We start from the raw sequence: 20415 nt of genomic DNA on the forward strand, positions 1-20415 counted from the left end.
CATGTCCGGACTGATCCAGGTCCTCATCGGCGGCCTCGCCGACGGGGGCGTGTACGCGCTGATCGCGCTGGGCGTTTCGCTCGTCTACTCGATCAGCCGCATCATCAACCTCGCCCAGGGCGGGTTCGTGGTGCTCGCGGCACTGCTGGCCGTGTCGATCCAGCAGTGGCTGGGGGTGCCGCCGCTGGTCACCGTGGTGATCGTGGTGCCGCTCTTCGCGCTGCTGATGGCGGTGGTGGAACGGCTGGTGATGGCGCCGGCCGCGGCCCGCGCGACGCCGGACCGGATGCTGCTGGTCACCGTCGGCCTGCTGCAGGCCATCGGCGGGCTGCTGCTGCTCGTGTGGGGCAACCTGCCGTACACGATGCAGCCCTTCAGCGGCGACACGGCGATCACCATCGGCGGCGTCCGCATCGTGTCGCAATACCTGTGGATCATCGGCGCGCTCGTGGTCACGGTGGCCGCACTGTGGTTCCTGGTGCAGCGCACGAGCCTCGGGCTGACGATGCGCGCCACGGCGAGCAACCCGGAAGCCGCCGCGCTGCAAGGGATCAACGTCGGGCGCGTCCGGCTGATCGCGTTCAGCCTCGCCGGCGCGATGGCAGCACTGGCCGGCACGACGGTCATCCCGGCGACGTTCCTGCAGTTCTCCACGGTGACGCCGTACGCGGTCGCCGGGTTCATCGCGGCGGTCGCGGGCGGTCTCGGCAGCACGGCCGGTGCCGTGGTCGGCGGCCTCGTTCTCGGTCTGCTGCAAGGACTTTTCAGCCGCTACACCAGTGGTGACCTCGCGCAGGTGATCGCGATGGCCGTGCTCATCGTGCTCCTGCTGGTGCGACCGACCGGGCTGCTGGGCAAGACGAGCGAGGTGCGCCGATGACGACGCAGGAACAAACCACTCCGGCCATCGCGGCCCGCCCGCAGGCCCGCCGTGGCCGGTCGCCGCAGCGGCTGGTCGTCGCGGCCGTCGCGGTGGTCGTCGCCCTCGTGCTGCCGCTGCTGGTCCCGGGCTGGCTGGGCCTGCTCGTGATCGCCGGGATCTTCTTCCTGATCGTGCTCGGGCTCAACCTGCTCATGGGGTACGCGGGCCAGGTCTCGTTGGGACAGACGCTGTTCATGGCGATCGGCGGCTACGGCGCGGGTCTGCTCACGCTGCGCTGGCACTGGCCGACGCTGGTGGCGATGATCGTGATGGCCGTGGTCTCCGCGGCGGTCGCGGCCGGGCTCGGCACGGTGTTCCTGCGGCTGCGCGGCTACTACCTCGCGCTGGCGACACTGGGGCTGGCCGTGATCACCGAGTCGCTCGCGTCCGGGCTCACCGGGTTCACCGGCGGGCCCTCGGGCCTGGTCGGCGTGCCGAGCCTGCGCCTTGGCACGTTCGACGTGTTCAGCGACCAGGCCAACTACTACCTGCTGCTCGTGGTGTGCGGGCTCGGCGCGTGGTTCGTCGGCAACCTGCAGCGGTCCCAGACCGGGCGCGCGCTCTCGGCCATCGCCGCCGACCCGGCGGCCGCGACGATGCTCGGCATCAACGCGGCCCGCTACAAGACCAGCGCGTTCGTGGTCTCCGCCGTCTACGCCTCGCTCGGCGGCAGCCTCTACGCGTTCTACCTGCGGTTCATCTCGCCCGAGGTGGTCGGGGTGACGGTGGCGCTGAGCATCGTGATCATGCTCGCGCTCGGCGGCGCGCGCACGATCGTCGGGCCGCTGCTGGGCGCGCTCGTGATCCAGGGGCTGCCGGAGGTGGGGCAGAGCTTCGCGTCCTGGTCGCCGTTCGTGGCCGGGGTCGTGCTCATCCTCGTGATCACCTACCTGCCGCGCGGGATCTGGGGCGCGATCAAGAAAGCGGTGCAGCGATGACCACCGAGACCCCGCTGCTGGCCGTCCACGGCCTGACCCGCCGCTTCGGCGGCGTGACCGCGGTCGACGACGTGAGCTTCACCGTCGCCCCCGGTACCGTGCGCGCGATCATCGGCCCCAACGGCGCCGGCAAGACCACGCTGCTGGACCTCATGACCGGGTTCACCGCGCCCGACGCAGGCCGGGTCGAGTTCGCCGGGCGCGACATCACCGGCATCCGGCCGCACCGGCTGCCCGCGCTCGGCCTCGCGCGCACCTTCCAGTCGGCGCGGCTGGTCGGCACGCTGACGGTGCGCGAGAACGTGATGCTCGGCGGCTACCGCTTCACCCGCGCGCGGTTCCTGTCCGACGGACTGCGCCTGCCGGGCACCCGCCGCGAGGAACGCGCGCTCGGCCGCCGCGCCGACGAGCTGCTGGAGTTCCTGGAGCTCGGCGCGTTCGCGGACAGCCTCGCGGGTGAGCTGCCCGCCGGTGCCCAGCGGCTGGTCGAGGTCGCCCGGGGACTCGCGGGTGGGCCCACGTTGCTGCTGCTCGACGAACCGGCGGCCGGGCTCGACGACACGGAGACCGGCGAGCTCGCGGCCGCGCTGCGGGCCGTGTGCGCGGGCGGCATCTCACTGGTGGTGATCGAGCACAACATCGAGCTCGTGATGACCGTGAGCGACCACGTCACCGTCCTCGACGCCGGCCGGGTGATCGCCGACGACGTGCCCCAGCGGGTGCAGGCCGACCCGGCCGTGATCGAGGCCTACCTGGGAGTGAAGCCATGAACCTCACCGTCCGCGGCCTCGACGCCCGCTACGGCTCCACCCGCGTGCTGCACGACGTCTCCTGCGAGGTTCCCGACGGCACCATGGTCGCGATGATCGGCGCCAACGGCGCGGGCAAGACCACGCTGCTCAAGTGCCTCGCCGGGCTGCACCGGCCGTCCGCGGGGGAGGTCATGCTGGGCGGCGCACCGGTCGCCGGGCTCGCCGCGCACGAGGTGGCGCGCCGCGGCGTGTGCCTCGTCCCGGCCGGGCGGCAGCTGTTCGGTGACCTGACCGTCGCGGAGAACCTGCAGGTCGGCCTGCACGGCACCGGGGCGCGCGGCACGGCGGCGACCGAGCGGCTGGAGCGGGTCTACGGCTTGTTCCCGATCCTGCGCGAGTTCGCCACCCGCCAGTCCGGGCTGCTGTCCGGCGGGCAGCAGCAGATGCTGGCCATCGCGCGGGCGCTCGTGCGGGAACCGAAGGTGCTGCTGCTCGACGAACCGTCGCTGGGCATCGCGCCCTTGCTGGTCACCGAGATCCTGGGCGTGCTGCAACAGCTCGCGCGCGACGGCGTGACGATCCTGCTGGCCGAGCAGAACGCCGCCGCCGCGCTCGGCATCGCCGACCACGGCGTGGTGATGGAGAACGGCACCATCACCCGCACCGACACCGCGGCGGCCCTGCTCGCCGACGAGGACGTGAGCCGCCACTACCTCGGCACCGCCCGCGACGCCGTTGCGGTGGGTCACGCCCGCGCGCTGCCGGCGGGGTTGCGCGAACCGCTGCAGACCACCTAGGACTGTCCACAGGAGAAACTCAGCGAGGAGTTCACCGATGAAGATCGTGCTCGTCCACGGCGGATGGCAGGGCGGCTGGGCGTGGGACACCGTCGCCGAACACCTGCGCGCCGCCGGCCACGACGTGTTCGCCCCCACGCTGCGCGGCTTGGAAGACGGTGAAGTCGACCGCTCCGGCGTCACCCTCACCGCCATGGTCGACGACCTGATCGGGCAGCTCGACCGTCGCGGCTTCGACCGGTTCACGCTCGTCGGCCACAGCGGTGGCGGCCCGGTGATCCAGCTCGTCACGGAACGGCGGCCTGAGCGCGTGGAGCGCACCGTGTTCGTCGACGCGTGGGTGCTGCTCGACGGCGAGTGCGTGAACGACGTGCTGCCCGAGGAGCTCGTCGGCGGAGTCACCGCGCTGGCGGAGCAGACTTCCGACAACACCGTCGCGATCCCGCCCGCGCTGTGGTCGGCGTCGTTCATGCAGGATGCCGACGAAGCACTCGCGGCCGCCACGGCTTCGCGGCTCGTACCCACGCCGTTCGGCTGGTTCACCGAGCCGGCGCGGATTTCGCGGTTCTTCGAGTCCGGCGTGCCGAGCAGCTACGTGTACCTGCTGGAGGACCAGGCCGTGCCGAAGACGGTCTACCAGGCCGCCGCCGCGCGGCTGGCCGACCCGCGGATCGTCGAGTGCGCCGGCAGCCACGAAGCGATGCTCACGCACCCCGCGGAGCTCGCGGAGGCGTTGCTGAAGGCCACCGCGTGAGGCACCGCACCGGTTTCCTGGCGCCGCTGTATTACGACGAGCTGCGGCCGGACCACGCGCCGGCGCGCAGTGTCGTCCTCGTGCACGGCGGCAGCGTGACCGGTGCGTGTTATCTGTCCACTCCGGACGGTCGCCCGGGCTGGGCCCACACTTTTGCCGAGCACGGCTACCGCGTGCTCGTGCCGGACTGGCCCGGCACCGGGCGCAGCACGTCGCTGCCGCCGGACGAGGTCACGGGCGAGGTCGTCTGCGCCGCGCTCGGGGCGTTGCTCGAGGCGCAGGACGGGCCGGTGGTGCTCGTCGTGCACTCGATGTCCGGGCCGTTCGGCTTCCGGCTGACGGCCACGCACGGAGATCGGATCGCCGCGCTCGTCGCGCTCGCGCCCGGCCCGCCCGGCGACATCCAGCCAGAGCCCACCGTCCTGGACGAGACCGAAAACGACGTCGAGATCCAAGGGCTGGCCCTGCGCTGGCGGCTCCCGAAGCACGGCCTGTGGTGGCCGAGCGACGCGTTCGCCCGGGCGAAGATGATCGGGGCCAGCACGAGGTTTCCGGCCGACGCGGTGGCGTCGTACAGCCGGCAGCTCGGCCCCATCCCCGCCGGGCTGCTGGCGCAGCGACAGAATCTCCGCGGCAGCCAGCTGCGCGGGGCCGGTCGCTTCGATGGCAAGCCCGTGCTGGTGCTCACCGGCGACCGCGACACGGACCACCCGCGCGCGGCCGACGGCGCCACCGCCGAGTGGCTGTCCGCGCACGGCGCCGAGGTCACGTACCGGTTCCTCGACGATCCGGAACACACGGGCAACGGGCACATGCTGATGAGTGAGGACAACAGCGAAGCGTTGGCGGAGCTCGTCATCGGGTGGCTGGACGGGGTTTCCTGAGCCCGCTCGGTCTCAGGCGAAGCGCTGGGCGGGCATCGGGCCCGAGCTGCCGCCGGTGTGCCCGCGAAGCAGGTGCTGGAGTCACGCAAGGTGGCGCCGGAGGGCCGTTCCTGGCAGTGCCCCTCGATTGGTAGTCAGCCCATCAACTGGTAGTCGCGCCGCGCGGCGCCGACAGCGGCTGGAGGAGCCGCCGCGGGAGGTTGAGCTCGGCCGATACCGGGTCGAGCTCGGCGCCGGTCGGCTTGTAGCCGGGGCCGGGTTCGATGCGGGTGTCGCCGGGCGCGACGAGCTCGCCACACTGCTCGCATCGGCCCTCGTGGTCGAGCAGCGCGCCGTCCGCGTCGTGGCGCAGCGCGCGTTTCACCCCGGCCGGCGAGTAGAAGTCGTCACCCCAGTTGATGAGCGAGCGGACGATCGGCCACAGCGCCACGCCTTTGTCGGTGAGCACGTACTCGACGGTGCCCGCGCTGTCGTCGCGGGTGAGCACGCCTTCGCGGACGAGGAGTTTCAGCCGGGCCGTCAGCACGGCGCGGGGGATGCCGAGCTGCGTCGCGAAGTCCCCGAAGCGGCGCACGCCGTAGAAGGCGTCGCGCACGATGAGCAAGGTCCACCGTTCGCCGACGATCTCCAGGGCTCGCGCCAGGGAGCAGTTGCGGTCCGCGTAGGTGCTGGGAAGGGACATAAAGGCAGTCTACTCCGCTAGTTCACTCACTGAACTAGAGTTGTACTACAGTCGCCGGTAGTTCATTGACTGAACTTCGTTTGCCTCTGTTGCTCAGTGTTTGTCGGCGCCTGTCAGTGCCTATCGGTGCCGATCGGTGCCTGTCGAATTCCCCAGGAGAACCAGCGATGTACCAGTTCCTCGTTTCCTTCACCGTCCAGCCGGACCACCGCGACGACTTCGTGCGCGTGGCCCGCAAGACCGGCGTCGACTCCCTGGCCAACGAACCCGGCTCGGTCCGGTTCGAGGTCATCGCGGACGAGGAGAACCCGGACGTGTTCTACCTCAACGAGGTCTACGCCGACGTCGAGGCGTTCAACACCCACGCGCAGGGCCCGTACTTCGGCGCGTTCTTCGCCGAGGCAAGCACCTACGCCGAGGGTCCCGTGTGGCTCATGAAGGGCAACCTGGTCGACGACAAGGCCGCCGTCTGAGCCTGCTCGTAAGACCGGCGGAAGAGCTGGATCGGTGAACGACGGTCAGCGCACCGGGTTGCTGGACCTGGTGCTGGAAACGCACGGCGGCCGCGAGCGGTGGAGCAGAGTTCGCACGGTTCGGGCGCACCTGCACATGGTCGGTCCCACGTGGACGGGCCTCGGCCAGGAGAAGACGTTCGCCGGCGTCGACCTGACCGTCGACGTGCACCGGCAGCGAACGGTCTTCACCGATTACACCGGCCGCGAGCTGCGCGGGGTGTACACGCCAGCGGGGTCACGATCGAAGACGCCGACGGTGTCGTGCTCCAGGAGCGCCGCACGCCCCGCGAGTCCTTCCCGCCGCGAGTCCGCAGTACGCGGTGGGACGCGCTGCACGCGTTGTACCGCGGGGTACGGCATGTGGAACTACCTCACCAACCCGTACCTGCTGACCCTGCCCGGCGTGCTGACCGAGGAGCTCGAGCCCGCCGGCGGCCGCGACTGGCGGCGGCTGCACGTCACGTTCCCCTCGTACCTCGCCACGCACAGCACGCAGCAGACGTTCTACTACGACGAACGCGGCCTGCAGCGCCGCGTCGACTACTCGCCCTACGTGCTGGGCAACTTGCCCGCGACGCACCATACGGAGGCGCACCAAGCGGTTTCGGGCCTTCTGTTCCCGACGCACCGCTACGTGCTCCCCGTCGTGGACGGCAAGCTCGCGTCCCGGCCGACCATCATGAGCCACCACGACATCGCCGAGGCCATGGCGACCGAGCTCGGCCACCCGGTGCACTACGAGCCGATCAGCGTCGAGGAGTTCGCCGCGTCGGGGCTGGAGAAAGGCGCCGACGCGCACCTCGTGCAGCACCTGTCGAACGTCGCGATCGACTACCGCAACGGTGTGTTCTCCGGCACGAACGACGTGGTCGAGAAGATCGGCGGACGGCCGCCGCTCTCGGTCGCCCAGTTCGTGGCCGAGAACCGCGCCGACTTCGCGACCAGCGGGCCGCGTTTCGTCCCCGCTCCGTGACGCGGGTGGCCTGACCGATCGAGGAGAGTCCGTTGTCCTACGCGGTGGATCCGGAGCGGGAGAACGGGCTGCGGCCGGCGATCCGGCACCTGTACCCGGGCCCGTTCCACGGGTCCACGTTCGTCGCCGACGCCGAGGTCTCGCAGCGGACGGACGACGACTCGGCCGGTGTGTTCCGTCGTGTCTGCTGAGCGGCGAGTGGGCGCCGGGGCTTGGCCGGCCGGCGAGCGGTTCGGCATCGCCGCCGCGCCGGGCGGGCTGGCGCTCGTCCAGGACCTGCTGAACACCCGGCCGAGCCCGCGGAGAGGGTTCGCCGATCTGTTGTCCACAGTGGCCTCGGGGCAACGCTGGGCGGGCGCGGCGATGGCGGCATGGGCGGAAGCCGAAGGCCATCGCCGGCGCCGGGTGCGGCTCCGGGCCGCGGATGTCGACGAGCTGCGGCAGCTGCGGGAACAACTCGCGGCCCTCGTGCGGACGAAGGACGAGCCGGTGCTGCCCGCGTTGTCCGGGCTGACGCTCACCGCGGGCACCGCCCCCGACGGCCGGCTGGACCTCGAACCGGCCGGCAGCGGGTGGCAGCTCGTCGGCGGCGCGGTGCTGCTCGAGATCCACCACGCCGGCCGGCTGGACGAATGGCAGCGCCTGAAGACCTGTCGCGACTCGGCGTGCCCGATCGCGTTCCACGACCGCCCCGCAACAATAGCCGCGTCTGGCACGACGTCAAGGTCTGCGGCAATATCGCCAACCTGCGGGCTTCCCGCGCCCGGCGCCGGCGGGTGGTGCTGTGAGCGCCGTGAGTCAGTCCACTCGCGACAGCCGGGGCAGGCTACGCCCGCCGCGCCCGCTTGGCGTCGCGGGAGAGCTGCGCCTCGGTGTCCGCCATGGTCACGTCGTGGCCCGCCGCGCACCGCACGGCGGCGAGGAGCGGTTCACCACAGCCGGCGTGCACCAATTCGACGCCGCCGGCCGGGCCCGCCAAAGTGGCGCCCCAGCTCATCATCGCGACCACCACGGGGAACAGCGAACGGCCCCGCTCGGTCAGCACGTACTCGTGGCGGGTGCGCGAACCGGGCTCGCGGTAGGGCTGCAGGCGCAGCAGACCGTCGTCGACCAGCTGCTTGAGCCGCTTGGCCGCGACCGCGTCGCTCAGGCCGGTGCGCCTGGTGAGCTCGTCGAAGCGCCGGCCACCGTAGAACGCCTCGCGCAGCAGGATCATCGCCGAGCGCGTGCCGACGAGCTCCAGCGCGCGCTCGATCTTGCACCAGCCCTCGGCAGTCCACGCGTCGCGGTCGACGAACCGGCCGACGCGCGTGACCACGGGCAGGTCCGTCTCGGGCTCCTGTGTGTGTGCCATGACAGCCACTGTACCTGCCTAGCTTTGACCATAGCCAGGCTGTTGGTGTGCTGGCTATGCCTTTGGCAAAGCCGGCTGGGGTCCATGACCAGGTCAGGGACCGCGAGACCCGTCGTGCTCTGGCTGCCCGGCCAAGAAGCTAGCCGGGCCGAGCTCCTCGCCGAGACGGACTTAGGCCGACGTCGCGTGGCCGCGGACGCTGCTCGCCAGTGGTTCGGGGGAGACGGTGCAGGATCGGGCTGTGGAAGTCGAGCGCCGGATCGTTGTTGTGGTTGGGGTTTGCGCGTACTCACCGGTGTCCGGGGAGAGGGGAGTTACTGCGCGGCCCAGGCCCCGGGTGGCAGGTCGCGGGACAGGCCCGGCCAGCCGACGACCGCGCTGTCGAACACCGCGTCGGATGCTGTCGCGGCAAGCAGATCCGCCGCGGTGAGGCCTGATTCGACCAAGCTCGCGGGTGAAGCTCGTCAGCTCCGGTCCACCACTGCGCGGAACTGTTCGACCACGCCGGCCCGCTCGTCGCGCGTCGCGCCGGCCGGGGTGATGGTGAGGGTGGTGACGCCGGCTTCCCGGTATGCGGCGATGCGTTCGCGGACGTGGCTTTCGGGGCCGATCAGGGAGATCGAGCGGAGCAGCTCGTCCGGTACGGCCGCTTCCGCTTCCTGCTTCTTGCCCGCCAGGTAGAGGTCCTGGATCTTCTCCGCCTCGGCCTCGAAGCCGTAGCGGCGGACGAGGTCGTTGTAGAAGTTGCGGCCCTTCGCGCCCATGCCGCCGATGTACAGGGCGAGCGTGGGACGCATCGCGTCCAGCACAGGCTGGGGATCGTCGGTGATGCGGAAGACCGCCTGGGCCTCGATCTGCAGCGGGGCAGGTCCTCGGCGCGCTTGGCGGCGCCGTCGGCCAGCGACCGGCCCCAGACGTCCTTCGCCTTCTCCGGCAGGAAGAAGAACGGCTGCCAGATGTCCGCGAGCTCGGCGGTCATGGCAACGTTCTGGGGTCCGATCGACGCGATCAGGATGGGGATCCGGCTGCGCACCGGCGTGTTGATCAGCTTCAGTGGCTTGCCCAGGCCGGTGCCCTCGTTCTCGGGCAATGGGATGCGGTAGTGCTTGCCCTGGTGTACAACGCGTTCGCGGCGCCAGACCTGGCGGCAGATCTCGACGACCTCGCGCGTCCGCCCGAGCGGGGCGTTGTAGGGGACGCCGTGGAACCCTTCGATCACCTGCGGGCCCGACGCGCCGAGGCCGAGGACGAACCGGCCCTCGCTCACGTGGTCCAGGCCCGCGGCGGTCATCGCGATCAGCGACGGCGTGCGCGTGTAGATCGGCAGGATCGCCGAGCCGATGCGGATGGTGCTCGTGAGCGCGGCGAGCGCGCCGAGCTGGCTCACCGCGTCGAACGTGTACACCTCGGCCACGTAGGCGATGTCCGCGCCGGCGCGTTCGTAGGCGACGACGTCTTCGGCCAGGTCGCGGAAGGTGCCTTTCGCGCTGTACTCGTTGTAGATGCCGACAAGCACGGTCCCGCCTGCTTTCCTGCTTCGGTGAAGTTGCTGCGTGCTCTCAGGGTTGCGCAATGCAACTCACTCGTCAACCGCCGGTGTGACCTGTGTTCGATCGGCGCGGTCGTCCCGTAGACTACAACCTGACTGTGTAAAAGCCTAGCCAGATGGTGGGCTCTGTTTCGAAGGAGCACGTGCATGAAGCCAGCCCTCAACCGGCGCGTCGCGGTGACCGGGATCGGTGTCGTGTCGCCGGCCGGCATCGGGGTGAAGGAGTTCTGGGCCGGGCTGTCGCGTCCGGCCGCCGCGGCGAACGTGCGGCGGCTCGGCGGCTTCGACCCGCGGCGCTGGATGTCGCACAGGGTGGCGCGCACGGCGGACCTCGCGACGCAGATGGCCGTCGCGGCCGCCGACGAGGCGCTGGCGGACGCGGGGCTGCTGACCGGCGAGATCGAGCCGACGGTGGCGGTACTCGACACCGAACGCGCGGCCGTCTCGCTCGGCACGGGCATCGGTGGTGTGTCCACACTGGAGTCACAGGCCACGGTCCTGGCCGCGCACGGGGAACGCAAGGTCTCCCCGCACACGGTGCCCATGACGATGCCGAACGCCGGCGCCGCCGCGCTCAGCATCCGCTACGGCTTCCAGGGCAGCGCGTCGGTGATCACCACGGCCTGCGCGGCCGGCACCGACGCGATCGCCGCGGGCGCAAAGCTGATCGCCTCGGGCGCGGCGGACCTCGTGCTCGCGGGTGGCAGCGACTCCAGCCTCACGCCGGTGTGCGTGGCCGGGTTCAAAAACATGCGCGCGCTGAGCCGCAGCGGGATCTCACGTCCGTTCGATGTGGACAGAGACGGCCTCGCCGCGTCGGAAGCGGCCGGCATCCTCGTGCTCGAACCGCTGGAGCTCGCGTTGGAGCGCGGCGCGAGCATCTACCTGACCATCGACGGCACCGCCTCGACCGCCGACGCCTACCACGTCACGGCACCCGCCCCGAACGGTGCCGGCGCCGAGCGCTGCATGCGCATGGCGATCGAGGACGCCGGCTACACGCCGCGGGACATCACCCACATCAACGCCCACGGCACGTCGACCGCGCTCAACGACGCCGCCGAAGCCCACGCCATCCGCCGCGTGTTCGGTGCGGCCCGGCCGCTGGTGACCAGCATCAAGGGCGCCACCGGGCACTCGTTCGGCTCGGCCGGCGCGGTGGAGGCCGTCGCCGTGGCGCTGACGATGGCACACGAGCTGATCCCGCCGACGCTCGGACTGTCCACACAGGATCCGGCGCTCGACATCGACGTGGCCCGCGAACCCACGCCGTGGACGCCGGGACCCGTGCTCTCCAACAGCTTCGGCTTCGGCGGGCACAACGGCAGTCTGGTGTTCTCGCCGGTCGCCTAGTGCCCGCCGGTGATCAGATCCGCCGCCTTCTCACCGATCATGATCGACGGCGCGTTCGTGTTGGCCGACGGCACCACCGGCATGATCGACGCGTCGGCCACCCGCAGCCCGGCCACCCCGCGGACCCGCAGCCGCGGGTCGACCACGGCCAGCTCGTCGACGCCCGTCCGGCAGGTGCCGACCTGGTGGTGAGACGTCCCGACGGACCGGCGGGCGAACTCGCGCACGGCGTCGCGCGTGGTGGCCTCCGGCCCCGGCGTGACTTCGCGCTTGCGCCACTCGGCGAACGCGGGCTGAGCGCCGATCTCACGGCTCATCTCGATGGCATCGCACAGTGCCTCGAGGTCGTACGGGTCGGCCAGGATCTGCGGGTCGACCAGCGCCGGCGCCCGCGGGTCGGTCGAGGCCAAGCGCAGCGTGCCGCGTGATTTTCGGGGCGACGAGGCCGGCGGCGATCGTGTAGCCGTGTTCCGGCATCTCGTAGCCCTCGGCCGGGTGGACGAGGTGCAGGAAGAGCGGCTGGACAGGCCCGGCGCCGGGCCGGTCCAGCCGGTGCTGTCGGCGTAGAACTGCGCCTCCAGCAGGGTTCGCCAGCCCCGCCGGCAGCGGCTTGACGGACTCGTAGACCACGCTGACCAACGAGTGGTCGTGCAGGTTCTCGCCGACGCCGGCGACGTTCTCGGCGTCGATCCCCACCTCCCGCAGGTGCGCGGCCGGGCCGATGCCGCTGCGCAGCAGGATCGCCGGGGAACCGATGGTGCCGCCTTCGACCACAACGCGGTCGATCAACGCCGAGGTGGTCACGGTCAGCGCCGGGTGGTCCAGCACCGGCGCGACGAAGCTCTGCCATGCGCTCATGCGGCGCCCGTCGCGCACGGTGATCTCGTTGAAGCCGACTCCGCGCAGCTCGTCGCCGTTGAAGTCGTCGTTGCGCGGGTGGCCCGCCGCCAGCGCCGCCTGGACGAAGGCTGCGCCGTCGGGTGCGGCGTGCCGATCGGGCTGACGGGCAGCGGCAACGGATCCTCGTAGAGCCGCGAAATCGGCGCGGCGGAGTGCACGACGGAAACCCGAGGAGCGAACACGCGCGCCGTGACCGGACGAGCCACGCCAGGGCTATCGGTGACAGGATGGCCAGGTGGACGTGCGCAGCAGGAACAACGTGACCGTGACCGGGCGGGAAGACGGGCCGACGGTGCTGCTCGCGCACGGGTTCGGGTGCGATCAGAACCTGTGGCGGCTCGTCGTGCCGGCGCTGGCCGAGCGGTTCCGCGTGGTGTTGTTCGACTACGTCGGCTCGGGCAAGTCGGACCTGGCGGCGTGGTCGGAGCCGCGGTATTCGCGGCTGGAGGGGTACGCGCAGGACGTGCTCGACATCTGCGCCGAGCTGCGGCTGCGTGACGTGGTGCTGGTCGGGCACTCGGTGAGCGCGATGGTCGCGGTGCTCGCCGCCAACTGCGAGCCGGCGCGGTTCGCGAAGCTGGTGCTGCTGACGCCGTCGCCGCGATACCTCGACGACGGTGACTACCGCGGCGGGTTCAGCCGCGCCGACATCGACGAACTGCTCGATTCGCTCGACGCGAACTACCTCGGGTGGTCGGGCGCGATGGCGCCGGTGATCATGGGCCACCCGGAGCGGCCCGAGCTCGGCGAGGAGCTCAGGGACAGCTTCTGCCGCACCGACCCGGCGATCGCCCGGGTCTTCGCGCAGGCCACGTTCCTCTCGGACAACCGCGCGGATCTGCCGAAGGTCACCGTGCCCACGGCGGTGCTGCAGTGCACCCAGGACGCGATCGCGCCGCCCGAGGTCGGGCGCTACGTCCACGAGCGAATCGACGGCAGCGTGCTGGTGACGCTCGACGCGACCGGCCACTGCCCGCAGCTGAGCGCGCCCGAGGCGACCGCGGCCGCGATCACGGCGTTCGCGGCCGGCTGATGATGAGCGAGACCGGCGACGCCGGCGGCGGGTCGGCGGGTGAACACCCCGAGGCGCTGGCCGCGTCCTTCTCCGCCCTGCTGGAGGACAGTGCCGAGGATCTCTACGAGCACGCGCCCTGCGGCTACCTGTCCACGTTGATGGACGGCACGATCGCCAAGGTCAACACCACGCTGCTCGGCTGGCTCGGCTACCGGCGTGAGGAGCTCGTCGGGCGGCGCCGGTTCGCCGACCTGCTCACTGTCGGTGGCCGGCTGTACCACGAGACGCATTTCGCGCCGTCGCTGCGCATGCACGGGGAGCTCGGCGGGATCGCCCTGGAGCTCAAGAGCGCGGACGGGACGAGGTTGCCGGTTCTGGTCACGTCCAAGGTGAAGTCCGGTCTGGACGGCGAAGGCCAGCTGATCCGCACCACCGTCTTCGACGCGCGCGATCGTCGTGCCTACGAGCAGGAGCTGCTGCGGGCCCGCCAGGAGGCCGAGGGCGAGCGCGACCGCGTGCAGCGCCTGGCCACCACGCTGCAGCGGACGTTGCTGCCCCCGGTGCTGCCGGCCGTGCCCGGCATGGACGTCGCCGCGTACTACCACCCCGCCTCGGCCGACGAGGTTGGCGGCGACTTCTACGACCTGTTCCCGCTGACGGGTGACACGTGGGGGTTCTTCCTCGGCGACGTGTCGGGCAAGGGCGCCGAGGCCGCCGCGGTGACCTCGCTGGCCCGCTACACCCTGCGCGCGGCCGCGGTCTACGAGCCGGACCCGGTCCGGGTGCTGGGCAACCTCAACACGGTGCTCAACCACGAGTACCACGGCACCGATCCGCGGTACTGCACCGTCGTCCACGGTCTGCTCGTGCCCGACGCCGGCGGCGCCACCGTCACCCTGGCCGGGGGCGGGCACCCGCCCGCGCTGCTGATCCGCCGTGACGGCGCGGCCGAGCTGGTCGACACGCCCGGCGGCCAGCTGGTCGGCGCGCTGCCCGACGCGCGGTTCGTCTCCGTCGAGCGGCACCTCGGGCCCGGCGACACCCTGGTGCTCTACTCCGACGGACTGACCGAGGCCCGCACCCAGAGCCGCGTCCGCTACAGCGAGGAGCAGCTGCGTGACTTCGCCTCGACCCTCGCCCCGGCCACCGCGACGACGGTGGTGGCCGCGATCTCCGGCCTGCTCGCCGGGTTCGCCGACGGCGTCGACGACGACACCGCCCTGCTCGCCCTCAGCATTCCGCACACCGGAGACGAGGAGCCGTGACCATCGAGTTCACCGTCACCACCCGCGACACCGCATCCGGCCCGGTGCTCGAGCTCAGCGGAGAGCTCGACGCCGCCACCGCGCCCGACGCGCTCGAAGCGATCCGGCTTCTCGCCCCGGCAGCCGGTCAGCAGCTGCTCGTCGACCTGAGCGGCCTGGAGTTCTGCGATTCCAGCGGCGTCTCGGCCCTGATCGCGGCCCGCAACGTGGCCCTCGCGGCCGGCGCGGCGATCGCGCTGGCCGCGGTGCCCGGCCAGCTGGCCCGCACGCTCGATCTCATCGGGCTGGCCGAGCTTTTCAAGAGCTACTCCACCACCGAAGACGCCCGGAAGGCTTGGGCGGCAAGCGCTTCCGACCAGTGACCGGGCGCCACGGCCGTCCCGGGCCGCTCACCGCGGCATCGGTGGCTGTGCGGGCCCGCGGCGGGCGGACGAGGATCGGGGGATGCAGGCATCAGATCCGAACCCAGGACAAGACCCGCGCTCGTTCGCGGGGGAAACGACCATCAGCCTGCGCCGCACCGGTTCCGCTGTGGTGCTGACCGCGCAGGGAGAATTCGACGCGGTGACGACCCCGCGGCTGCAGACCTCGATTCGCGAAGCGGTCGAAGACGGCCCCGAGGTGCTGGTGATCGACCTCACCGCCGTGGAGTTCTTCGGCTCGGGAGCGATCGCGGCCCTGGTCGACGCGCACCTGAAGGCCGCGGAGCAGACGAGTCTGCGCCTCGCGGTCGAGCACTACCTCGGTCGCACGCTGAAGCTGGTGGGCCTCGATCAGCAGCTCGCGACGTACCCCTCGGTGGAGGAGGCCCTGGCCGCCGAGTGAGGATCCGGTGCTTGGGAGCGCCGTGCGCGGGTACCCCGAGCCATGACGTCCAGGCCAACCCGATCAGGAAAGCGCGAGGTGGCGCACATGGCTCCGGCCGGCGATCTCGGCGCGCCCGTCACCCCCGAGCTGCGGGTGACGTCGGCGGCGCGCACTGGCGACGTGACCAAAGTGCGCCACAAACTCACCAGCTGGGTCGCGGCGCACCACCCGCCGCCAGACCTCGTGGGTGACATCGCACTGGCCGCCTACGAGGCCCTGGTCAACACCGCCGAGCACGCCTACCCGGCCGGCGCCGCCGGCGACGTCGAACTCTGCGCCCAGCACCAGCCCGGCCTGATCCGCGTCACGGTCACCGACTTCGGCCGTTGGGAGCGCTCGGCGTCCGCACCCGACCCGTCGCGCGGCCGCGGACTGGCCCTCATCCGGATCTTGTCCGATGATGCCAAGATCGTCCGCACCGGCGCCGGCACCACCGTGACCATGACCTGGCGCCTGCACCCCGACGGAACCTAGCCCGACGCGGGCGCCCTCGGCCGGGGTTTCGGCGCACCGGCGGCAGGAAACCCCGGTCACGGCGCCGGGGGCGTCCCGAGACGATGGTGAGAGGTGGCAGGTGGAGCCCGAGTATCGAGAAGGCCTGGTGCTGCGGCACTACGTTGACGCCGTGGCCGAGCAGGTCGGCGTTGAGGCGGGCGCGGCGTTGTGCGAGAGCGGGCCTCGGCCGAGCGCGTACATCGCGCTCGCCGACTCCTGCAGCGCCTGGCCCGAGCGGCTGCTGATGCTGCTCTGGAACGGCGACGAAGGCTGGCGGCTCGCACTGGAGCCCGACGGCCCTGAAGAGCCGGTGATCATCGCCACGTGGCCGCGCCCGCTGCGCCCGGCGCCCGCGCGGGTGGCTCGCCGGCTGCGCGACGCGCTGCGGGACTCGGCGGAGGTCGTGGCGCCGGCGGGAGATTCCGCGTAGCCACTGGACCTGCCGAACTGCAACGAGCCCGGCGTGGCCTTGTGGGCAAGCACGCCGGGCTCGTCGGTCCGGGGCGGGAGTCAGTTCTTGTTGGTACCCGGGGTGAGGACCTTGTCGATGACGAAGACGGTCGCGTTCTTCGTCGGGATGTTGCCGCAGAGGATCTTGGCGCCGTTGACGGTCATGTTGTCGCCGGTGCCTTCGATCTTGAGCGGGCCGCCCGCGGTGTTGAGCGAGGTGACGGTGCCGGCGGTGGCGAGGCCCTTGGCGTCGTAGCGCTTGCCGACGACGTGGTACTGCAGGATCGGGGCGAGCTGGTCGGGGTTCTTGGCCAGTTCGTTGAACTTCGTGTCGCCGAGGGCGTTGAACGCCGGGTCGGCGGGGGCGAAGACGGTGATGGCCTGCTGGCTGTTGAGCGTGTCGACCAAGTTGGTGGCCTTGACCGCGGCGACCAGCTTGGTCAGCAGCGGGTTCGTCGACGCGGCGGAGGCGACCGGCTGCGGGCCCATGGAGTCGAGCGAGCCGGGGGAGTTGCCCTGCGGCAGCTGCGAACAGGCGGGGCCGAAGACGTCGGCGTTGGTGGTCATGCCGTTGGAGACACCGGAGTCGGCGCTGGACATCGGGGCCGAGGACATCGGCGCGGACGATGCCGGGGCGCTGCCGCTGTCGGTGCTGCTGCCGCAGGCGGCGAGCGCGAGGGCGGCGACGGCGGTGACGCCGATTCCGGCAATACGAAGGGATTTCACGGTAAAGCTCCATTCACAGTGGACAGTTGAGCCAGGACCGGCCTAGTGGGGTCGCCGGGGTGTTTCTCGTGAGGGATTCGGCGCCGGTCGGGAAAAGGATGGGTGGGGAAGGCAACTCTTTCGAATGGGCCGGTCAGGTCGCGATGAACGTGGTGGAGTGCCAGCCGGTGGCGCCGTCGGGGACGGTGCCGGCGCGCGCGTCGGTCTGGGTGTAGCCGGTCTTGTCGGTCGCACGGACGAACACCTGGTGCGTACCGGGTTTCACGGCGATCTGGGTCCACCACATGCGCCAGGTGTTCACGTTGACCTCGGCCGAGAGCGTGGTCCGTTGCCACGGGCTGCCGTCCACTTTGATCTCGACGTCGGCGATGCCGTTGTGCTGTGACCACGCGACCCCGGCCAGCCGCACCGCACCCGCCGGCACGGTGTCGAAGCCCTTCGGGGTGTCGATGCGTGATTCGGTCTTGACCGGTGCCTGCTCGCCCCAGCCGCGTTTGAGCCAGTAGGCCTGGCGGGCCTTCCAGGTGGTCACCTCGATGTCCACGACCCACTTGGTCGCCGACACGTAGCCGTAGAGCCCCGGCGTGACCAGCCGGGCGGGAAACCCGTGTTCCAGCGGAAGCGGTTCGCGGTTCATCCCGATCGCCAGCATCGCGCCGCGGTCGCGATCCAGGGCCGCCGCCACGGGCGTGCCGGAGGTCCAGCCGTCGACACTCGTGCAGAACAGCTGCTCCGCACCCGGGCGCACGCCGGCCTCGGCCAGCAGATCGGCCAGGTCGACCCCGATGAAGTCGGACGTCGACACGTAGTCGCCACCGACCTCATTGGACACACAGGTCATCGTAATCGTGCGTTCGACCAGCGGGCGGTTGCGGATGTCGGCGTAGCGGTAGCGCACTTCACGCTCGACCATGCCATGGATGCGCAGGCTCCAGTCCTCCGCGCGCGGCTGCGGCACCGACAAGGCCGTGTCGACCCGGTAGAACTTGGGGTTGGGCGTCAGGAACGTCGGTGTCCCCAGTTTTGCGAAGTCGGCGTCGGCCGGGATCGCGGGCGCGGATTTCGCGGGCACGAGGGCACCGATCGCCGCCCGGGACGCCGTCGCGTCCCGGGCGCCGCTGACCAGCTGGCCGGCCCCGCCGAGTACGCCGGCCCCGACGAGAGCACCCGCCCCGCCGAGGAGAAACGACCGCCGCGACGCACCCCCGGATCGCTCGGCCGGCGCATTCTTGCGGGGCGCGATCCGGTGCAGCAGCAGGAAAACGGCCACGCCCACCACCAGGCTCGCGGCCGGCGCCAGCAGCGCCACGGCGGTCAGGTCCGGGCGCTGGTACACCGCGAAGCCGCCGAGCAGCCCGAACAGGGCGACGATGACCACCCCCGGTCGAGGCGAGCGCAGCGACAGCACCCCGGCCACGGCAGCCGCGGCCACCATCACCGCGGCCATGCCGCCGAGCAGCACGACTTTGTCGTAGGTGCCGAACGTCCGCACCGCGAAGTCCTTCAGCTCGATCGGTGTCAGGTCGATCGCGCCGTTGCCGACCGCCAGGTAGGGCGAGGCGTTGATGCTGATGAACCCGGCCACGAGGTGCCCGGCCCCCAGAGCCGCGAGCAGCGCCAGCACCCCGCAGAGCGCCGCGGAGGGGATGCGCAGCCGTGGCGGCGAGGTGCTCGGCGCGGCAGGAGCTTCGGTAGTGGCCATACCGGTCATTCGGCCCCGCGCGGCGTCCGGATGGGCACCTGCTCGGGTGAGTTTCCGATCGGCACCAATACAGCCCGGAACCGGTGGCGAATGCCTGGTGACCCGTCGGCTGAGCGCCGGCGGCAGACTCGGCGGTTCGGCCGGGAGGGACTTAACATGGCCGGTCACGCCGGAGCTTTGACGATGGCGCCGCCTCCGATGTCCACACTGGACGAAACCGCGACACCCGAGGAACTGCTCGCACGGGTGGCGCTCGGGGACGAGGCGGCGTTCGCCCGGCTCTACGACGAGCTCGCGGGACCCGTGCTGGGCATGGTGGTCCGGGTGCTGCGGGACCGGGCGCAGTCCGAGGAGGTCGCGCAGGAGACGATGCTGGAGATCTGGCGCAAGGCCGCGACGTTCACGCCTGAACGCGGGAACGTGCGATCGTGGGCGCTGACGATCGCGCACCGGCGGGCGATCGACCGCGTGCGGTCCGAGCAGTCGGGCTCCGATCGGGAGACCCGCGCCGGCCGCCTGGACCCGCACCGGGACTTCGACGAGGTCGCCGAGCAGACGATGCTGCGCCTGGAACGCGACGACGTGCGCGCGGCGCTCGCCTCGCTCACCGACCTGCAGCGCCGCTCGATCGAGCTCGCGTACTACGACGGGTACACCTATCGCGAAGTCGGCGCCCTCCTCGACATCCCCGTCAGCACCGTCAAGTCGCGCATGCGAGACGGCCTCATCCGCCTGCGCCACGTCCTGGGAGCACGAGCATGACCACCGCCGAAACCCACGCCCTCACCGGCGCCTACGTGCTCGACGCCATCGGCGACTTCGAGCGGGCGAAGTTCGAACGGCACCTGCGCGACTGCGAGGTGTGCGCCCACGAGGTGCGTGAGCTGCGAGCCGTGGCCGCTTTGCTCGGCGTCGCCGCCGACGCCGAGCCGCCGGCCCGGCTGCGCTCGGCCGTGCTCGCGCGGATCACGGCGACGCGCCAGGCTCCGCCGCTCGTCCACGAACCGCGGCCCGCGGCCGGCGTCCCGCGGCGATGGCGCACGCGGGCGGCGATCGCGGTCGCCGCCGCCGCGGCAGTGGCCGCCGGCGTCGTCGGGGGCATCACCCTGGGCGACGGCCCGGGCGGCGATCGCGGCTCGACGGTCGTGACCGCGGACGGCCAGATCCTGGCCGCACCCGACGCCGTCACCGTCACCGCGCGCGCCGCCACCGGCGGGACCGGTACCGCCGAGGCCTCCCGCAGCGTCGCGCGGGTCGCGGTCTCGCTCGACGGCGTCGCGACCCTCGACCCCGCCCACGCGTACCAGGTCTGGCTGATCGGCCCGCGCGGTCCTCGGTCGGCCGGCCTGCTCCGCCCCGACGCCGGCCCGCTGGTCAGCGCGCTGCCCGCGGACGTCGACCACATCGCCGTCACCACCGAACCCGCGACGGGATCACCGCGGCCGACGACCCCTGGGGTGCTCCGGCTCGACCTCGGGTGAGCTGCGATCCACTTCGTACTCGAGAGCCCGATCCGCAGGAG

25 protein-coding genes and 3 pseudogenes are annotated in these 20415 nt (G+C 71.5%); 20 read left to right on the forward strand and 8 right to left on the reverse strand.

The window, feature by feature from the left end; all coding sequences use genetic code 11:
• The first annotated feature begins 1 nt into the window (after position 1).
• The 6 genes from QRX50_RS19265 to QRX50_RS19290 are packed head-to-tail and all read left to right on the forward strand — an operon-like array spanning position 2 to position 5047.
• Complete coding sequence (locus tag QRX50_RS19265; RefSeq protein WP_285973327.1) at positions 2 to 880, forward strand: branched-chain amino acid ABC transporter permease; 879 nt, start codon at positions 2 to 4, stop codon at positions 878 to 880.
• Entirely contained in the window at positions 877 to 1860 is a 984-nt protein-coding gene (locus tag QRX50_RS19270; protein ID WP_285973328.1) for a branched-chain amino acid ABC transporter permease, read from the forward strand. The genes QRX50_RS19265 and QRX50_RS19270 overlap by 4 nt, the downstream gene beginning before the upstream one ends.
• Positions 1857 to 2630, forward strand: a complete 774-nt coding sequence (locus QRX50_RS19275) for an ABC transporter ATP-binding protein (protein ID WP_285973329.1) — start codon at positions 1857 to 1859, stop codon at positions 2628 to 2630. The genes QRX50_RS19270 and QRX50_RS19275 overlap by 4 nt, the downstream gene beginning before the upstream one ends.
• Positions 2627 to 3409, forward strand: coding sequence for an ABC transporter ATP-binding protein (locus QRX50_RS19280; protein ID WP_285973330.1), 783 nt, complete (start codon positions 2627 to 2629; stop codon positions 3407 to 3409). The genes QRX50_RS19275 and QRX50_RS19280 overlap by 4 nt, the downstream gene beginning before the upstream one ends.
• Before the next feature lie 37 nt (positions 3410 to 3446).
• Positions 3447 to 4163, forward strand: coding sequence for an alpha/beta fold hydrolase (locus tag QRX50_RS19285; RefSeq protein WP_285973331.1), 717 nt, complete (start codon positions 3447 to 3449; stop codon positions 4161 to 4163).
• Positions 4160 to 5047: an alpha/beta fold hydrolase gene (locus QRX50_RS19290; protein ID WP_285973332.1), complete on the forward strand. Its 888-nt coding sequence runs from the start codon at positions 4160 to 4162 to the stop codon at positions 5045 to 5047. The genes QRX50_RS19285 and QRX50_RS19290 overlap by 4 nt, the downstream gene beginning before the upstream one ends.
• Before the next feature lie 142 nt (positions 5048 to 5189).
• Here QRX50_RS19290 and QRX50_RS19295 read toward each other — a convergent pair whose 3' ends face one another.
• Entirely contained in the window at positions 5190 to 5729 is a 540-nt protein-coding gene (locus QRX50_RS19295) for a winged helix-turn-helix transcriptional regulator (protein WP_285973333.1), read from the reverse strand.
• Between the two features lie 167 nt (positions 5730 to 5896).
• Here QRX50_RS19295 and QRX50_RS19300 point away from each other — a divergent pair, with 167 nt between their 5' ends.
• From QRX50_RS19300 to QRX50_RS19315, 5 genes and pseudogenes are all read left to right on the forward strand, one after another.
• On the forward strand, positions 5897 to 6202 hold the full coding sequence (locus tag QRX50_RS19300; protein WP_285973334.1) for a putative quinol monooxygenase: 306 nt from the start codon (positions 5897 to 5899) through the stop codon (positions 6200 to 6202).
• 34 nt (positions 6203 to 6236) lie between these two features.
• Positions 6237 to 7217: a Rossmann-fold NAD(P)-binding domain-containing protein gene (locus QRX50_RS19305; protein ID WP_285973335.1), complete on the forward strand. Its 981-nt coding sequence runs from the start codon at positions 6237 to 6239 to the stop codon at positions 7215 to 7217.
• Positions 7218 to 7249: 32 nt separating this feature from the next.
• A complete protein-coding gene (locus tag QRX50_RS19310) occupies positions 7250 to 7408 on the forward strand; it encodes a hypothetical protein (RefSeq protein ID WP_285973336.1) in 159 nt (52 codons plus the stop codon).
• Between the two features lie 7 nt (positions 7409 to 7415).
• A pseudogene (locus tag QRX50_RS49545) lies at positions 7416 to 7724 on the forward strand (ABATE domain-containing protein); the annotation flags it as partial.
• 125 nt (positions 7725 to 7849) lie between these two features.
• The gene (locus QRX50_RS19315; RefSeq protein ID WP_285973337.1) at positions 7850 to 8005 is read left to right on the forward strand and encodes a CGNR zinc finger domain-containing protein; all 156 of its coding nucleotides are present in this window, start codon (positions 7850 to 7852) and stop codon (positions 8003 to 8005) included.
• A gap of 38 nt (positions 8006 to 8043) precedes the next feature.
• On the opposite strand, the gene QRX50_RS19320 is transcribed toward QRX50_RS19315, so the two are convergent.
• From QRX50_RS19320 to QRX50_RS49550, 3 genes and pseudogenes are all read right to left on the reverse strand, one after another.
• Positions 8044 to 8571: a winged helix-turn-helix transcriptional regulator gene (locus tag QRX50_RS19320; RefSeq protein WP_285973338.1), complete on the reverse strand. Its 528-nt coding sequence runs from the start codon at positions 8569 to 8571 to the stop codon at positions 8044 to 8046.
• 314 nt (positions 8572 to 8885) lie between these two features.
• Positions 8886 to 9017 carry a hypothetical protein gene (locus QRX50_RS19325; protein ID WP_285973339.1) on the reverse strand — a complete coding sequence of 44 codons (132 nt, stop codon included), beginning with the start codon at positions 9015 to 9017 and terminating at the stop codon, positions 8886 to 8888.
• 18 nt (positions 9018 to 9035) lie between these two features.
• Positions 9036 to 10087: pseudogene (locus tag QRX50_RS49550) on the reverse strand (LLM class F420-dependent oxidoreductase).
• Between the two features lie 180 nt (positions 10088 to 10267).
• Between QRX50_RS49550 and QRX50_RS19340 the strand changes: the two are divergent.
• Positions 10268 to 11473, forward strand: a complete 1206-nt coding sequence (locus tag QRX50_RS19340; protein WP_285973340.1) for a beta-ketoacyl-[acyl-carrier-protein] synthase family protein — start codon at positions 10268 to 10270, stop codon at positions 11471 to 11473.
• Here the strand turns inward: QRX50_RS19340 and QRX50_RS50340 are convergent.
• Complete coding sequence (locus tag QRX50_RS50340; protein ID WP_434533288.1) at positions 11470 to 12249, reverse strand: GMC oxidoreductase; 780 nt, start codon at positions 12247 to 12249, stop codon at positions 11470 to 11472. The two genes, QRX50_RS19340 and QRX50_RS50340, sit on opposite strands and share 4 nt — an antisense overlap.
• Positions 12203 to 12454: pseudogene (locus tag QRX50_RS49555) on the reverse strand (GMC family oxidoreductase N-terminal domain-containing protein); the annotation flags it as partial. The gene QRX50_RS50340 and the pseudogene QRX50_RS49555, both read right to left, overlap by 47 nt.
• Positions 12455 to 12608: 154 nt before the next feature.
• On the opposite strand from QRX50_RS49555, the gene QRX50_RS19355 reads away from it, so the two are divergent.
• The 6 genes from QRX50_RS19355 (at position 12609) to QRX50_RS19380 (ending at position 16445) form a co-directional block, all read left to right on the forward strand.
• Complete coding sequence (locus QRX50_RS19355; RefSeq protein WP_285973341.1) at positions 12609 to 13406, forward strand: alpha/beta fold hydrolase; 798 nt, start codon at positions 12609 to 12611, stop codon at positions 13404 to 13406.
• A complete protein-coding gene (locus QRX50_RS19360; protein ID WP_285973342.1) occupies positions 13406 to 14653 on the forward strand; it encodes a PP2C family protein-serine/threonine phosphatase in 1248 nt (415 codons plus the stop codon). Before QRX50_RS19355 ends, QRX50_RS19360 begins: the two co-directional genes overlap by 1 nt.
• The gene (locus QRX50_RS19365; protein WP_285973343.1) at positions 14650 to 15015 is read left to right on the forward strand and encodes an STAS domain-containing protein; all 366 of its coding nucleotides are present in this window, start codon (positions 14650 to 14652) and stop codon (positions 15013 to 15015) included. Before QRX50_RS19360 ends, QRX50_RS19365 begins: the two co-directional genes overlap by 4 nt.
• A gap of 82 nt (positions 15016 to 15097) precedes the next feature.
• Complete coding sequence (locus QRX50_RS19370) at positions 15098 to 15478, forward strand: STAS domain-containing protein (protein WP_285973344.1); 381 nt, start codon at positions 15098 to 15100, stop codon at positions 15476 to 15478.
• Between the two features lie 87 nt (positions 15479 to 15565).
• Positions 15566 to 15994, forward strand: a complete 429-nt coding sequence (locus QRX50_RS19375) for an ATP-binding protein (protein WP_285973345.1) — start codon at positions 15566 to 15568, stop codon at positions 15992 to 15994.
• A 100-nt stretch (positions 15995 to 16094) separates the two neighbouring features.
• Positions 16095 to 16445, forward strand: a complete 351-nt coding sequence (locus tag QRX50_RS19380) for a DUF6292 family protein (RefSeq protein WP_285973346.1) — start codon at positions 16095 to 16097, stop codon at positions 16443 to 16445.
• Between the two features lie 80 nt (positions 16446 to 16525).
• Here QRX50_RS19380 and QRX50_RS19385 read toward each other — a convergent pair whose 3' ends face one another.
• Both QRX50_RS19385 and QRX50_RS19390 read right to left on the reverse strand, forming a co-directional pair.
• On the reverse strand, positions 16526 to 17191 hold the full coding sequence (locus QRX50_RS19385) for a fasciclin domain-containing protein (RefSeq protein ID WP_285973347.1): 666 nt from the start codon (positions 17189 to 17191) through the stop codon (positions 16526 to 16528).
• 133 nt (positions 17192 to 17324) lie between these two features.
• Complete coding sequence (locus QRX50_RS19390; protein ID WP_285973348.1) at positions 17325 to 18893, reverse strand: molybdopterin-dependent oxidoreductase; 1569 nt, start codon at positions 18891 to 18893, stop codon at positions 17325 to 17327.
• Positions 18894 to 19091: 198 nt separating this feature from the next.
• Here QRX50_RS19390 and sigK point away from each other — a divergent pair, with 198 nt between their 5' ends.
• The gene (gene sigK / locus QRX50_RS19395; RefSeq protein ID WP_285973349.1) at positions 19092 to 19655 is read left to right on the forward strand and encodes an ECF RNA polymerase sigma factor SigK; all 564 of its coding nucleotides are present in this window, start codon (positions 19092 to 19094) and stop codon (positions 19653 to 19655) included.
• Positions 19652 to 20374, forward strand: a complete 723-nt coding sequence (locus tag QRX50_RS19400) for an anti-sigma factor (protein WP_285973350.1) — start codon at positions 19652 to 19654, stop codon at positions 20372 to 20374. The genes sigK and QRX50_RS19400 overlap by 4 nt, the downstream gene beginning before the upstream one ends.
• Positions 20375 to 20415 lie beyond the last annotated feature (41 nt).

This window comes from Amycolatopsis sp. 2-15, from assembly GCF_030285625.1.
GTDB classification, from domain to species: domain Bacteria; phylum Actinomycetota; class Actinomycetes; order Mycobacteriales; family Pseudonocardiaceae; genus Amycolatopsis; species Amycolatopsis carbonis.

Coding starts and splice junctions, on each gene's coding strand:
- QRX50_RS19265 (WP_285973327.1), top strand. CDS start 2: ATGTCCGGACTGATCCAGGTCCTCATCGGCGGCCTCGCCGACGGGGGC.
- QRX50_RS19270 (WP_285973328.1), top strand. CDS start 877: ATGACGACGCAGGAACAAACCACTCCGGCCATCGCGGCCCGCCCGCAG.
- QRX50_RS19275 (WP_285973329.1), top strand. CDS start 1,857: ATGACCACCGAGACCCCGCTGCTGGCCGTCCACGGCCTGACCCGCCGC.
- QRX50_RS19280 (WP_285973330.1), top strand. CDS start 2,627: ATGAACCTCACCGTCCGCGGCCTCGACGCCCGCTACGGCTCCACCCGC.
- QRX50_RS19285 (WP_285973331.1), top strand. CDS start 3,447: ATGAAGATCGTGCTCGTCCACGGCGGATGGCAGGGCGGCTGGGCGTGG.
- QRX50_RS19295 (WP_285973333.1), bottom strand. CDS start 5,729: ATGTCCCTTCCCAGCACCTACGCGGACCGCAACTGCTCCCTGGCGCGA.
- QRX50_RS19300 (WP_285973334.1), top strand. CDS start 5,897: ATGTACCAGTTCCTCGTTTCCTTCACCGTCCAGCCGGACCACCGCGAC.
- QRX50_RS19315 (WP_285973337.1), top strand. CDS start 7,850: ATGGCAGCGCCTGAAGACCTGTCGCGACTCGGCGTGCCCGATCGCGTT.
- QRX50_RS19320 (WP_285973338.1), bottom strand. CDS start 8,571: ATGGCACACACACAGGAGCCCGAGACGGACCTGCCCGTGGTCACGCGC.
- QRX50_RS19340 (WP_285973340.1), top strand. CDS start 10,268: ATGAAGCCAGCCCTCAACCGGCGCGTCGCGGTGACCGGGATCGGTGTC.
- QRX50_RS19360 (WP_285973342.1), top strand. CDS start 13,406: ATGATGAGCGAGACCGGCGACGCCGGCGGCGGGTCGGCGGGTGAACAC.
- QRX50_RS19370 (WP_285973344.1), top strand. CDS start 15,098: ATGCAGGCATCAGATCCGAACCCAGGACAAGACCCGCGCTCGTTCGCG.
- QRX50_RS19375 (WP_285973345.1), top strand. CDS start 15,566: ATGGCTCCGGCCGGCGATCTCGGCGCGCCCGTCACCCCCGAGCTGCGG.
- QRX50_RS19390 (WP_285973348.1), bottom strand. CDS start 18,893: ATGGCCACTACCGAAGCTCCTGCCGCGCCGAGCACCTCGCCGCCACGG.
- sigK (WP_285973349.1), top strand. CDS start 19,092: ATGTCCACACTGGACGAAACCGCGACACCCGAGGAACTGCTCGCACGG.
- QRX50_RS19400 (WP_285973350.1), top strand. CDS start 19,652: ATGACCACCGCCGAAACCCACGCCCTCACCGGCGCCTACGTGCTCGAC.